Source organism: Amycolatopsis sp. DG1A-15b (assembly GCF_030285645.1).
Taxonomy (GTDB): Bacteria; Actinomycetota; Actinomycetes; order Mycobacteriales; family Pseudonocardiaceae; genus Amycolatopsis.
In genome coordinates, this window is sequence record NZ_CP127296.1 from 2,677,353 (window position 1) to 2,690,493 (window position 13,141).

A 13,141-nucleotide genomic window follows, 5' to 3' on the forward strand; every position below is an offset into this window, starting at 1 on the left:
GTGGGGCGGATGACCAGCAGGCGGCGGGTGCTGCGCGTCCACGACGGCGGGCACACCACGCGGCCGGACACGCTGACCGTCGAGGAACCCCTGGAGATCCGGGTCGCCGGGAAGCCGTTGACGATCACGATGCGGACACCCGGCGACGACTTCGACCTCGCCGCCGGGTTCCTGGTCGGCGAAGGCGTGGTCCGCGCGGCGGCCGACATCCGGTCGATCCGCTACTGCGCCGGCGCCACGGTCGACGGCGGCAACACCTACAACGTCCTCGACGTCGTGCTCGCGGACGGCGTCGCTCCGCCGGACGCCTCGCTGGAGCGCAACTTCTACACGACGTCCTCGTGCGGCCTGTGCGGCAAGGCGAGCCTGGACGCGGTGCGCACGACGGTCACCTGGCCGATCGCCGGCGACCCGTTCGCGACCGGCCCGGCGACCCTGGCCGGGCTGCCGGCCGAACTCCGTGCGGCGCAACGGGTCTTCGACCGCACCGGCGGCCTCCACGCGGCGGGCTTGTTCGACGCGGACGGGAAGCTGCGGTGCCTGCGCGAAGACGTCGGACGGCACAACGCGGTGGACAAGGTCGTCGGCTCGGCGACCCGGGCCGGCGAGCTCCCGCTGTCCGGGACGGCGCTGATGGTGAGCGGGCGGGCGTCGTTCGAGCTGGTGCAGAAGGCGGCGATGGCCGGGATCCCGTTGCTGGCCGCGGTGTCGGCGCCGTCGTCGCTGGCGGTGGACCTGGCCGCCGAGCTGGGCCTGACGCTGGTCGGTTTCCTGCGCGGGACGTCGATGAACGTCTACACGCGACCGGACCGCCTGGGTCTTCAGCCGAGCTGAGCGAGTACGGCGGCGACGGCGGGGCCGGCATCGGCCCGGTGCACGGCGGCGAGCTGCCACGGAACGGGCCGGCCGAACCGCCGCACGGTGAGTTCGGGAAACCGCGCGGCGGCGGAGGCGGGCAGAAGGCAGGCGGCGAGCCCCGCCCGCACGAGCCCGGCGGCCACGGCGAGATCATCGACCTCCAGCGAAACCGGCCGGCGGGGAAAGGCACGGTCGACGGCCTCACGGATCGCCCAGCCCACGGGGAAGTCCACCAGCGACAGCCCGGAGAGATCGGCGGGAGCGGAGCGCGAGCCACCGGGCGCGGTGACGAGGACGAGCTCCTCGGCGGCGAGCGGGGTGGCGACCGGTTCGGTGGGTGGCGCGGGGTCGGTCGGGGACGCGGGGTCGCGGGGTGGGGCGGGGTCGGCCGTGGGGCGGGCTCCGGCGGGTGTGGTGGCTGTCGGTTCGGCTGCGGGGTGACCCGGTGCCCGGACCGCATCGGCCGCCGGCGCCCGGCGGCCGCCGCCGGGCGCCGGATCCGCTGGGGCCGCGGCGCCGCCGTCGGGCACTGGGGCCGCAGGGGCTGCCGCGCAGTCTCCGGGCGCCGAGTCCGCCGGGGCTGCCGCACCGTCATCGGGCGCCGGGTCCGCTGGGGCCGCGGCGCCGGCGCCGGGGAGTGGGGCCGCCGGTGCTGCCGTGCCGCCGCTGGAAACTGGGGCTGCGGAACCGTCATCGGGCGCCGGGTCCGCTGGGGCCGCGGCGCCGCCGCCGGGCGCTGGGGCCGCCGGAGTCGCTGCGCCGCCGGGGACCGGGCCCGCCGGTGCTGCCGCGCCGCCGCCGGAAACCGGGGCTGCTGCGCCGCCGCCGGGCACCGGGCCCGCCGGTGCTGCCGCGCCGCCGCCGGAAACCGGGGCTGCTGCGCCGCCGCCGGGCACCGGGCCCGCCGGTGCTGCCGCGCCGCCGCCGGAAACCGGGGCTGCTGCGCCGCCGCCGGGGACCGGGCCCGCCGGTGCTGCCGCGCCGCCGCCGGAAGACAGGGTCAGCGCCACATCCACAGTGGACTCCACCACCTCATGCCGTACCCGTTCCGGCCGCAGCTGGCGGATCTCCGGCGTCAGGCCCGGGTGGGTGTGCCGCAGGCGAGCCAGCGTCCGGTGCAGGTCCGCCAGCAAGCCCGGGCACACGCCGAGCCGGATTCGGCCCGTCACCGGGGATACCGCCGCGCGGGCTCGTTCGGCCGCCTCGAGAGCCGCGCGGGCGGCCGGGACGAACGCCTCGCCCGCCGGGGTCAGGACCACCCGGTGCGTCGTGCGGTGGAACAGCGGTGTGCCCAGGTCGCGCTCCAGTGCGCGGACCACCGTGGACACCGTCGACTGAACCGTCCGCAGGCGCTGCGCGGCCGCCGTGAAGCCGCCCTCCTCGGCGACCGCCACCGCCACCGCCAGCTGGCGCAGCTCCATCACCGGGCGAGGACCTCGCGGGCCAGCGCCGCCGTCTCGCCCGGCGTGCGCCCGACGCGGATTCCCGCGGCTTCCCAGGCTTCCTTCTTCGCCGCCGCCGTTCCCGCCGATCCCGACACGATCGCGCCCGCGTGACCCATCGTCTTGCCTTCCGGAGCCGTGAAGCCCGCCACGTACCCGACGACCGGCTTCGACACGCCGGCGCGCACGAACTCCGCGGCCCGCTCCTCGGCGTCGCCGCCGATCTCGCCGATCAGCACGATCAGGTCGGTCTCCGGGTCCTTTTCGAACGCCTCGACCGCGTCGATGTGCGTGGTCCCGATGATCGGGTCGCCGCCGATGCCCACGCAGGTCGAGAACCCGATGTCCCGCAGCTCGTGCATGAGCTGGTACGTCAGCGTGCCGGACTTCGACACGAGGCCGATCCGCCCCGGTCCGGTGATGTCGGCCGGGATGATCCCGGCGTTCGAGCGGCCGGGGGAGATGATGCCCGGGCAGTTCGGGCCGATGATCCGGGTCCGCCCGCCCGCCGCGACGGCGTGCGCCCACAGCCGCGCGCTGTCGTGCACCGGGACGCCTTCGGTGATCACCACCGCGAGCCCGATCCCGGCGTCCACCGCTTCGACCACGGCGTCGGCGACGAAGGGCGGCGGCACGAACAGCACGCAGACGTCCGCGCCGGTCGCCGCCATCGAGTCCGCGACACCGCCGAACACGGGCAGCGAACGGCCGGGAAACTCCACCTGCTGCCCGGCCTTGCGCGGGTTGACGCCGCCGACGACGTTCGACCCGGCGGCCAGCATCCGCCGAGTGTGCTTCGCGCCTTCGGAGCCGGTGATGCCCGAAACGACGATCCGGCTGTTCTCGTCCAGGAAGATGGCCACGGCTCAGACCTCCGCGATCGCGAGCTTCGCCGCCTCGCGGGCGGCATCGTCCATGGTGGCCACCACGGTGACCAGGGGATGGGCCGCTTCGGCGAGGATCCGCCTGCCTTCGTCGACGTTGTTCCCGTCGAGCCGGACCACGAGGGGCTTGGTGGCGCGCGCACCGAGGACCTCCAGCGACCGCACGATCCCGGTCGCGACGGCGTCGCACGCGGTGATGCCGCCGAAGACGTTGACGAACACGCTGCGCACCCGGGGGTCGCCGAGGATCACGGTCAGCCCGTCGACCATCACCTGCGCCGACGCCCCGCCGCCGATGTCGAGGAAGTTCGCCGGCCCCCGCGCGCCCGCCTCGGCCGCGGCCGCCGCGACGACGTCCAAAGTGGACATCACCAGCCCGGCGCCGTTGCCGATCACGCCGATGTCACCGTCGAGCTTGACGTAGTTGAGGCCCTTCGCGCGGGCCTCGCGCTCCAGCGGATCACCGTCCGAAGTGCCGTCGAACGACGAGGAACGGCGGAAGGACGCATTGTCGTCCAGGGTGATCTTGCCGTCCAGCGCGACGATCCCGGTGGCCGTGAGAGCCAGGGGATTCACCTCGACGAGCGTGCAGTCCTCGGCGACGAACACCTCCCACAGCTTCTCGACGACCCCGGCGACTTCGGCACGGACATCGGCGGGGAACGCGGCCGCGACGGCCGTCGCGTCGACCCCGGCCAGCGGATCCACCGGCACCCGCGCCAAGGCGTCCGGCCGGGTCGCCGCGACTTCTTCGATGTCCATCCCGCCTTCGGCCGACGCGATGGCGAGGAACGTCCGCCCGGCCCGGTCGAGCAGGAAGGACAGGTAGTACTCGCCGGCGATTTCGCTCGCTTCGGTCACCAGGACGCGGTGCACGGTGTGGCCCTTGATGTCCATGCCGAGGATGTCGTCGGCGGCCTGCTCGGCATCGTCGGCTGTGTGCACCACGCGGACACCGCCCGCCTTGCCGCGCCCGCCGGTCTTTACCTGGGCCTTGACCACCACCGGCCCGCCGAGGGCGACCGCGGCGGACTGAGCCGCGGCCGGATCGGCGGCGACCCGGCCGCGGGGGACCGGCACGCCGTGCTTTTCGAAGAGATCGCGGGCTTCGTGTTCGAAGAGGTCCATGCGGGAGCGTCCTTTCCGCGGCGGGGCAGGGCGAAGGGCGTGGAGTGGTGGTCCGCGGGGGCCGGTTCCGAGTCCGGAAAAACCCTGCGGATGGCCCTGGACACGGGCTGCCTGAGGAGTGACTATATGCCTACCCCATACGGTATGCAATCTACAGTCTGCCGAGAAGGGGCCGCTGACCTCGGAGAAAAGGCCACACACCGCCGGACAAGAGAGATCCGGCGGCGGACCAGAGGAGTTGAGCCATGGCGCTGACCACGACCGGCACGACCGCGGGGGAGAGTGCCGCAGCAACGAACGGCGCCGAGCCCGCGCCCGCCGGGATATCCGGCGGGCACCTGGTGGCCAAGGCGCTGAAGGCCGAAGGGGTCAACACGATCTTCACCCTGTGCGGCGGCCACATCATCGACATCTACGACGGCTGCGTCGACGAAGGCATCGAGGTCATCGACGTCCGCCACGAACAGGTCGCGGCGCACGCGGCCGACGGCTACGCGCGGATCACCGGCAAGCCCGGCTGCGCGGTGGTCACCGCCGGGCCGGGCACCACCGACGCCGTCACCGGGGTTGCGAACGCGCTGCGCGCCGAAAGCCCGATGCTGCTGATCGGCGGCCAAGGCGCGCTGACCCAGCACAAGATGGGGTCCCTGCAGGACCTCCCGCACGTGGACATGATGACGCCGATCACCAAGTTCGCCGCCACCGTGCCGCACACCGCCCGCGTGGCCGACCTCGTGAGCATGGCCTTCCGTGAGGCCCACGCCGGCGCGCCCGGACCGTCCTTCCTGGAAATCCCGCGTGACGTCCTCGACGCGCGCGTACCCCTGGAGAACGCCCGCATCCCCGAAGCCGGCCGCTACCGGGCGTCGACGAAGAACGCGGGCGACCCCGCGGACGTCGAGAAGCTCGCCGACCTGCTGGTGCACGCCAGGAAGCCGGCCATCCTGCTCGGCAGCCAGGTCTGGACCACCCGGGCGACCGGCCCGGCGACCGAGCTCGTCCGGACGCTGAACATCCCGGCGTACATGAACGGCGCCGGCCGCGGCACACTGCCGCCGGGCGACCCGCACCACTTCCAGCTCTCGCGCCGCTACGCCTTCGACAACGCCGACGTCATCGTCATCGTCGGCACCCCCTTCGACTTCCGGATGGGCTACGGCAAGCGGTTGTCGAAGGACGCCGCCGTCGTCCAGATCGACCTCGACTACCGCACGGTCGGCAAGAACCGCGACATCGACCTCGGCATCGTCGGCGACGCCGGCCAGGTCCTCGCCGCCGTCGCCCAAGCCGCCTCCGGCCGCACCGACAACGGCGCCGTCAGCCGCAAGGCGTGGCTCGAAGAACTCCAAGCCGTGGAGGAAAAGGCGAAGCAGAAGCGGCTGCCGCTGCAGCACTCCGACGCGCGCCCGATCCACCCGTACCGGCTGGTCCACGAAATCAACGAGTTCCTCACCGAGGACTCGATCTACATCGGCGACGGCGGGGACATCGTCACCTTCTCCGGCCAGGTCGTGCAGCCCAAGTCGCCCGGCCACTGGATGGACCCCGGTCCACTCGGGACACTCGGCGTCGGCATCCCGTTCGTCCTGGCCGCGAAGCACGCGCGCCCGGACAAGGAAGTCGTGGCGCTCTTCGGTGACGGCGCCTTCAGCCTCACCGGCTGGGACTTCGAGACGCTCGTGCGGTTCGACCTGCCGTTCGTCGGGATCGTCGGCAACAACTCCTCGATGAACCAGATCCGCTACGGCCAGGCCGCGAAGTACGGCCTGCCGCGCGAGCGCGTCGGCAACACCCTCGGCGACGTCCGCTACGACGAGTTCGCGCGGATGCTCGGCGGGTACGGCGAGGAGGTCCGCGACCCGGCCGACATCGGGCCGGCGCTGCTGCGCGCGCGGGAATCCGGCAAGCCGTCGCTGATCAACGTCTGGGTCGATCCCGACGTGTACGCCCCCGGAACCATGAACCAGACCATGTACAAGTGAGCGGAGGCCAAGGCATGGGCAAGGCACTGGAGGGCGTCCGCGTCCTCGACATGACGCACGTGCAGTCCGGTCCGTCGTCGACGCAGCTGCTCGCCTGGCTCGGCGCGGACGTGATCAAGCTGGAGACCCCCGGCCGCGGCGACATCACCCGCGGGCAGCTGCGTGACCTGCCGGGCGTCGACAGCCTCTACTTCACGATGCTGAACGCCAACAAGCGCAGCATCACGCTCAACATGAAGAGCGCCGAGGGCAAGGAAATCTTCGAGAAGCTCGTGTCCGGGGTGGACGTCCTGGTGGAGAACTTCGGCCCGGGCGTGGTCGACCGGTTCGGCTACCCGTGGGAGAAGCTGGCCGCGCTCAACCCCCGGCTGGTCTACGCCTCGATCAAGGGGTTCGGCCCCGGCCGCTACGCCGACTTCAAGGCCTACGAAGTGGTCGCGCAGGCCATGGGCGGCGCGATGAGCACCACCGGTTTCGAGGACGGTCCGCCGACCGCGACCGGCGCGCAGATCGGCGACTCCGGCACCGGAATCCACCTGGTGGCCGCCATCCTCGCCGCGCTGTACCAGCGGACCTCCACCGGCCGCGGCCAGCGCGTCCAGGTTGCCATGCAGGACGCCGTGCTCAACCTGTGCCGGGTCAAGCTGCGCGACCAGCAGCGGCTGGCCCACGGTCCGCTGGGGGAGTACCCGAACGACCAGTTCGGCGACGCGGTTCCGCGCTCGGGCAACGCCTCCGGTGGCGGCCAGCCCGGCTGGGCGGTCAAGTGCGCGCCCGGCGGGCCGAACGACTACATCTACGTGATCGTCCAGCCGCCCGGCTGGGCGCCGCTCGCCCGGCTGATCGGCAAAGCCGAGCTGGCCGAAGACCCGGCGTGGGCCACGCCCGAGGTCCGGCTGTCCAAGCTGGACAAGATGTTCGCGCTGGTCGAGGAGTGGACCGAACAGCACACGAAGTGGGAGGTGATGGAAGAGCTCAACGCCTGCAACATCCCGTGCGGCCCGATCCTGTCCACGAAGGAACTGATCGAGGACGAGACCCTCGCCGAGCTCGGCTCGGTCGTCGAGGTCCCGCACCCCGAGCGCGGCACCTTCAAGACCGTCGGCTGCCCGCTCAAGCTGTCCGACTCGCCGGTGGAGATCGAACGGTCGCCACTGCTCGGCGAGCACAACGACGAAGTGCTGGGCGAACTCGGCTACGGCGAGGCGGAGCTCGAGAAGCTCCGCGCGGCGGGGGTGATCTGAGGTGGCGGATCGCGCGGCGGTCGAAAAGATCCTGGCCCGGGCGGCGGCCGAAGGCCGGTCGTCGCTGACCGCGCCCGAGGGACGGGCGGTGTGCGCGGCCTACGGGATCCCGACCCCGGCCGAGCGGCTGGCCACGACGGCCGAAGAGGCCGTGGCCCACGCCGGGGACATCGGGCTGCCGGTGGTGCTCAAGATCGTCTCGCCGGACATCCTGCACAAGACCGAGGCCGGCGGCGTGCTCGTCGGCCTGCGGGACGCCGACGCGGTGCAGGCGGGCTTCACGAAGATCGTCGAAAACGCGAAGGCGTACGACGCCGGCGCGCGGATCCTCGGCGTCCAGGTGCAGCAGATGCTCACCGGCGGCCAGGAGGTGATCATCGGCTCGGTCACCGACCCGACGTTCGGCAAGATCGTCGCGTTCGGCCTGGGCGGCATCCTGGTCGAGGTGCTCAAGGACGTCACGTTCCGCCTCGCGCCGACGAGCACGGCGGAAGCGCTGTCGATGATCGACGGAATCCAGGCCGCCGAAATCCTGCGCGGAGTCCGCGGTTCGGATCCGGTCGACCGGGACGCGCTGGCGGCGGTGATCACCGGGCTCGGGCAGCTGGTGGCCGACTTCCCGCAGCTGTCCGAAGTGGACCTCAACCCGGTGCTCGCCACGGCGAACGGGGCCACCGCGGTCGACGTCCGGATCCTGGTCGACCCGGAGGCGGCGAAGGAGCCGGTGCGGTTCACCCAGGAGGAGATCCTCGCCTCCATGAACCGGATCATGAAACCGGCGTCGGTCGCGGTGATCGGCGCGTCGGCCGAAGCCGGGAAGATCGGCAACTCGGTGATGAAGAACCTGGTCGACGGCGGCTACGCCGGGGAGATCCACCCGATCAACCCCAAGGCCACCGAGATCCTCGACCGCAAGGCCTACGCGAGCATCACCGACGTCCCCGGCGACGTCGACGTCGCGGTCTTCGCCATCCCGGCGAAGTTCGTCCCCGCGGCGCTGGAAGAGGTCGGCCGGAAGGGCGTGGCCGGCGCGATCCTCATCCCGTCCGGCTTCGGCGAAACCGGCAACATCGCGCTGCAGGACGAGGTCGTCGCGATCGCCCGCAAGCACGGCGTGCGCATCCTCGGGCCGAACATCTACGGCTACTACTACACGCCGGAAAACCTGTCGGCGACATTTTGCACACCGTACGACGTCAAGGGCGGCGTCGCCCTCTCGTCGCAGAGCGGCGGCATCGGGATGGCGATCCTCGGCTTCAGCCGGTCGGCGAAGATGGGTGTCTCCTCGATCGTCGGCGTCGGCAACAAGGCCGACATCGACGAAGACGACCTGCTCACCTTCTTCGAGCAGGACGACAACACCGAGCTCGTCGCCATGCACCTCGAGGACCTCAAGGACGGCCGGGCGTTCGCGGAGACGGCGAAGCGGGTTTCGCGGCGCAAGCCGGTCGTGGTGCTCAAGGCCGGCCGGACGTCCCAGGGCGCGCGGGCGGCCAGCTCGCACACCGGCGCGCTGGCCGGCGACGACAAGGTCTACGACGACATCCTGCGCCAGAGCGGCGTGATCCGGGCACCCGGGCTGAACGACATGCTCGAATACGCCCGCGGCATCCCGCTGCTGCCCACGCCGCGGGGCGAGAACGTCGTCATCATCACCGGCGCCGGCGGCTCGGGCGTGCTGCTCTCGGACGCCTGCGTCGACAACGGGCTGAAGCTGATGGAGATCCCGCAGGACCTCGACACGGCGTTCCGGAAGTTCATCCCGCCGTTCGGCGCGGCGGGCAACCCCATCGACATCACCGGTGGCGAGCCGCCTTCGACCTACCGCAACACGATCGCGCTGGGCCTGGAGGACGATCGCATCCACGCCCTGATCCTGGGCTACTGGCACACGATCGTCACCCCGCCGATGGTGTTCGCCGAACTGGTGTCGGAGGTGGTCGCCGAATACCGCGCGAAGGGGATCCACAAGCCTGTTGTCGCGTCCCTGTCCGGTGACGTCGAAGTCGAGGAGGCGAGCGACTACCTGTACGACCGCGGCGTCGTCGCGTACCCGTACACGACCGAGAAGCCCGTGGCGGTGCTCGGCGCGAAGTACCGCTGGGCGCGGGCCGCGGGCCTGCTCTGAACCTGAGTCAACGGCGACGAAGGAGAACTCTCATGACCGCAGCCACGTACCAGGAGATCACTGACGAAAACGGAAGAGTTTACCGGGTAGGCGAATCCCCGCACGACATCATGGGGCGCTCGCGCAGCTGGATGGTCTGGCTGCCGTGGGTCGCCATGATGGCGGTCAGCGTGTTCGAGTACGGCTGGGGCGCCGTCGAGGGCACGCTGGAAGAGAAGTACGGCTGGACGCTGTCGGACGCGTTCTGGCTGGCCAGCATCTGGGCGGTGTTCCAGGCCGGCGTCGCCTTCCCGGCGGGCCGGCTCAGAGAGCGCAATGTCGTCTCGGCGAAGACGGCGATGCTGGCCGGTGCCGTGTGCAGCGGCATCGGCTACTTCACCATCGCGCACAGCGGGAACCTCACGCTGGCGTTCATCGGGTACTCGGTCCTCGGCGGCACCGGCGCCGGGCTCGTGTACGCGACCTGCATCAACATGGTCGGCAAGTGGTACCCGGAGAAGCGCGGCGCGCGCACCGGCTTCGTGAACGGCGGCTTCGCCTACGGCTCGGTGCCGTTCATCTACCTGTTCAGCGCGTTCCTCGGGCACGAGAACGTCACCGGGGTGCTCGACGGCATCGGCTTGTACATGCTGATCGTCGTCGGGGTGTGCGGTTTCCTGTTCAAGGACCCGCCGAAGAGCTGGTGGCCGGCGGAGGTCGACCCGCTCACCTGGGCCAAGGGCAAGCTCGGCGTGCAGACCCTGGCCAAGAACCCGCCCGCGGTCCGCCAGTTCACGCCGATGGAGGCGATCCGGACCGGCATGCTCCCGCTGATGTGGGTGTGCCTGGTGATCATCGGCGGGGTTTCGCTGTTCGGCATCAACTTCCAGGTGCCGTTCGCCAAGGAAAGCCACTTCGGCGCCTTCGTCGCGGCTTCGTCGGCCGGCGTGCTGGCGATCGTCAACGGCACCGGCCGGGCGGTCGTCGGCTGGGCGTCGGACAAGCTCGGCCGGCGGCAGACGCTGACGATCGTGCTCCTGATCGCCGGCGGCGCGCAGTTCGGCGTGCTGTACGCGGGGAACACGCACAACCTGCCGCTGTTCATGGTGTTCGCGTTCCTGACCGGGTTCGGCGGCGGCGCCTTCTACCCGCTGTTCGCCGCGCTCGTGCCGGACTACTTCGGCGAGAACAACAACGCGTCGAACTACGGCCTGGTCTACAGCGCGAAGCTGGTCGGCGGCGTCGGCGGCGGCGGGCTCGCGGCGGGGGTGATCAGCGCGTGGGGCTACACCGGCGCGTACGTCCTGGCCGGGTGCATCGCGGTGCTTTCGGCGGTGCTGACGCTGTTCCTGCGCCAGCCGGGCCGGCCACGCCACCAGCTCGCCGAAACCGAGCTGGTGGCGCGACCGTCCGCCGCGGCCGGCGGCTGACCCCCTTCCGGGGGTTTCAGCGGCGCTCGACCCCGCCGGAGGTCCGGGGACTGGCCCCCGGCGGGGTCCGGGGCTCGGCCCCGGAAGGCACAGCCGGACGTTCGTGGTAGGCCTGCCGGGTCCGTTCGGTGTGCTTGGCCATGATCTTCTCGGCGGCGTCGGCGTCCTGGGCGGCGATGGCCCGGATCAGGTCCTCGTGCTCGTTCCACGCGTCCCGCCCGCGGGGGCGGGCGATCGGGGTGTAGTACCAGCGGACCCGGCGGTCGACCAGCCCGATCATTTCCGCGAGCACGGCGTTCCCGGAGAGCTCGGTGATGAACGCGTGAAGGGCGGCGTTGGCCGCGACCAGGCCCTCGGTGTCCTGCTTGGCGAGTGCTTCGAGGCCGGCCTGCTGCAGTTCGTGCAGGTGGAAGACGTCGGAGGCGGTCGCCCGGCCGGCGGCGAGCTTCGCGGAGTGCGTCTCCAGCACGCTGCGGACGCTGAGCAGCTGGTCGGCCTCCTCGTCGGTGGGCAGGTGCACGAAGGCGCCCTGGGCGGGGCGCAGGTCGACCCAGCCTTCGCTCTGCAGCCGTTGCAGCGCTTCCCGGACCGGCTGCCTGCTCACGCCGAGGTACTCGGCGAGGTCGGCCTCCACCAGGTGCTGCCCGGGCTCGAGGGTGCGGTTGATGATCAGTTCGGCGAGGGCTTCGTAGACGACCTGGCGCAGCGGCGCGGGCCGCTCGACGCGCTTGGCGGCGGTCGAGCTGAGCGATCCCTTGGCCGTGCGGCGGCCGGTCGGGCCGCGGTCGGGCAGCGGGGAGGCGGGCGGGCTCACGGGACACCTCGAGTCGGAGAGGAAGCGGGGATCTGCGCCCAGGATACAGGTTTTGGTATGCAAAATCCCAGAACTCACCCGCCAGGGGTGGTTTTGGTCGATGCAGATCAGTCGCAGCTCGCGGACGTGACCCCTGGTGTCTGTTATGCCGCTTTTCGCTGCGCCGCCCGGGTGGTCGTCGGGCGGACTCTGGTCCCGGCTCTGTATCCAGGATACTGTATGCAATAATGCGCAGGACCAGGGAGGCACATCATGAAGGTGGCTGTTCTCGGGGCCGGGGCGATCGGCGCCTACGTCGGGGCCGCGCTGCACCGCGGCGGGACCGAGGTGCACCTGATCGCCCGCCGGGCCCACCTCGCGGCGATGCGCGAGCACGGTGTCCGCGTGCTGAGCCCCCGCGGTGACTTCACCGCCCACCCCCACGTCACGGACGACCCCGCCGAGGTGGGTGAAGCCGACTTCGTGTTCCTCGGTCTCAAGGCCAACTCCTACGCTTCGTGCGGCGAGCTGCTCGCGCCGCTGCTCGGCCCGGAGACGGCGATCGTGGCCGCGCAGAACGGCATCCCGTGGTGGTACTTCCACGGTCTGCGGGGCCATCCGCTCGAAGGGCAGCGGGTCGAGACCGTCGACCCCGGCGGCTCGGTGACCGCGGTGCTCGGGTTGCGCCGGGCGATCGGCTGCGTCGTCTACTGCTCGACGGTCATCGAGGCGCCGGGCGTCGTCCGGCACCTGGAGGGCACCCGGTTCTCCCTCGGCGAGCCCGGCGGCGAAATCTCGGCGCGTTGCCGGGCACTCGGCGCGGCGATGATCGCCGGCGGGCTCAAGGCGCCGGTCGAACCCGACCTGCGCAACGACATCTGGATCAAGCTGATGGGCAACGTCGCCTTCAACCCGCTCTCGGCGCTGACCCGGGCGACCATGGCCCAGATGTGCGAGCACGAGGACACCCGCGAGCTCGTCGCCACGATGATGACCGAGACCCTGGCCATCGCCCGCGCCGCGGGCAGCGACCCGGGCGTCTCGGTCGAGAAGCGCATCGACGGCGCCCGGCGCGTCGGCCACCACAAGACGTCGATGCTGCAGGACCTGGAAGCGGGCAAGCCCCTCGAGATCGACGCGATCATCGGCGCGGTCGTCGAGCTGGCCGGCCTCACCGGCGTGCCCGCGCCGGCCCTGCGGTACGTCCACGCCGCCGTTTCCCTGCTCGACCACACCAGCAAAGTCCCCGTCGGGTCGCACTGACCGGAGGTCA

General features: G+C 71.6%; 10 protein-coding genes. 6 read left to right on the forward strand and 4 right to left on the reverse strand.

The genetic code is table 11. The features are described 5' to 3' along the window. Complete coding sequence (fdhD, locus tag QRY02_RS12150) at positions 1-834, forward strand: formate dehydrogenase accessory sulfurtransferase FdhD (protein ID WP_285991631.1); 834 nt, start codon at positions 1-3, stop codon at positions 832-834. Here fdhD and QRY02_RS12155 read toward each other — a convergent pair. Genes QRY02_RS12155 through sucC form a run of 3 tightly spaced genes read right to left on the reverse strand, consistent with a single transcriptional unit; the run spans position 822 to position 4,312 of the window. Next, the gene (locus tag QRY02_RS12155) at positions 822-2,279 is read right to left on the reverse strand and encodes a LysR family transcriptional regulator (protein WP_285993823.1); all 1,458 of its coding nucleotides are present in this window, start codon (positions 2,277-2,279) and stop codon (positions 822-824) included. The two genes, fdhD and QRY02_RS12155, sit on opposite strands and share 13 nt — an antisense overlap. Then, on the reverse strand, positions 2,279-3,163 hold the full coding sequence (gene sucD / locus QRY02_RS12160; RefSeq protein WP_285991632.1) for a succinate--CoA ligase subunit alpha: 885 nt from the start codon (positions 3,161-3,163) through the stop codon (positions 2,279-2,281). The genes QRY02_RS12155 and sucD overlap by 1 nt, the downstream gene beginning before the upstream one ends. A 3-nt stretch (positions 3,164-3,166) precedes the next feature. Then, positions 3,167-4,312, reverse strand: a complete 1,146-nt coding sequence (gene sucC, locus QRY02_RS12165; protein WP_285991633.1) for an ADP-forming succinate--CoA ligase subunit beta — start codon at positions 4,310-4,312, stop codon at positions 3,167-3,169. Positions 4,313-4,557: 245 nt separating this feature from the next. Here sucC and QRY02_RS12170 point away from each other — a divergent pair, with 245 nt between their 5' ends. The 4 genes from QRY02_RS12170 to QRY02_RS12185 are packed head-to-tail and all read left to right on the forward strand — an operon-like array spanning position 4,558 to position 11,075. Then, positions 4,558-6,294, forward strand: coding sequence for a thiamine pyrophosphate-binding protein (locus QRY02_RS12170; RefSeq protein ID WP_285991634.1), 1,737 nt, complete (start codon positions 4,558-4,560; stop codon positions 6,292-6,294). A 14-nt stretch (positions 6,295-6,308) separates the two neighbouring features. Then, positions 6,309-7,538 (forward strand): formyl-CoA transferase, encoded by a 1,230-nt coding sequence (frc, locus tag QRY02_RS12175; protein WP_353069541.1) that lies wholly within the window; start codon positions 6,309-6,311, stop codon positions 7,536-7,538. Position 7,539: 1 nt separating this feature from the next. After that, the gene (locus QRY02_RS12180; protein WP_285991636.1) at positions 7,540-9,666 is read left to right on the forward strand and encodes an acetate--CoA ligase family protein; all 2,127 of its coding nucleotides are present in this window, start codon (positions 7,540-7,542) and stop codon (positions 9,664-9,666) included. Between the two features lie 32 nt (positions 9,667-9,698). After that, a complete protein-coding gene (locus QRY02_RS12185; protein WP_285991637.1) occupies positions 9,699-11,075 on the forward strand; it encodes an OFA family MFS transporter in 1,377 nt (458 codons plus the stop codon). Positions 11,076-11,091: 16 nt separating this feature from the next. On the opposite strand, the gene QRY02_RS12190 is transcribed toward QRY02_RS12185, so the two are convergent. Continuing rightward, complete coding sequence (locus QRY02_RS12190) at positions 11,092-11,889, reverse strand: GntR family transcriptional regulator (protein WP_285991638.1); 798 nt, start codon at positions 11,887-11,889, stop codon at positions 11,092-11,094. A 252-nt stretch (positions 11,890-12,141) separates the two neighbouring features. Here QRY02_RS12190 and QRY02_RS12195 point away from each other — a divergent pair, with 252 nt between their 5' ends. Then, positions 12,142-13,131, forward strand: a complete 990-nt coding sequence (locus QRY02_RS12195; RefSeq protein ID WP_285991639.1) for a 2-dehydropantoate 2-reductase — start codon at positions 12,142-12,144, stop codon at positions 13,129-13,131. Positions 13,132-13,141 lie beyond the last annotated feature (10 nt).

Bases quoted from the DNA above. Each gene is read 5' to 3' on its own strand.
- QRY02_RS12185 (WP_285991637.1), top strand. From the start codon at position 9,699: ATGACCGCAGCCACGTACCAGGAGATCACTGACGAAAACGGAAGAGTT.
- sucC (WP_285991633.1), bottom strand. From the start codon at position 4,312: ATGGACCTCTTCGAACACGAAGCCCGCGATCTCTTCGAAAAGCACGGC.
- QRY02_RS12170 (WP_285991634.1), top strand. From the start codon at position 4,558: ATGGCGCTGACCACGACCGGCACGACCGCGGGGGAGAGTGCCGCAGCA.
- frc (WP_353069541.1), top strand. From the start codon at position 6,309: ATGGGCAAGGCACTGGAGGGCGTCCGCGTCCTCGACATGACGCACGTG.
- QRY02_RS12155 (WP_285993823.1), bottom strand. From the start codon at position 2,279: ATGGAGCTGCGCCAGCTGGCGGTGGCGGTGGCGGTCGCCGAGGAGGGC.
- QRY02_RS12195 (WP_285991639.1), top strand. From the start codon at position 12,142: ATGAAGGTGGCTGTTCTCGGGGCCGGGGCGATCGGCGCCTACGTCGGG.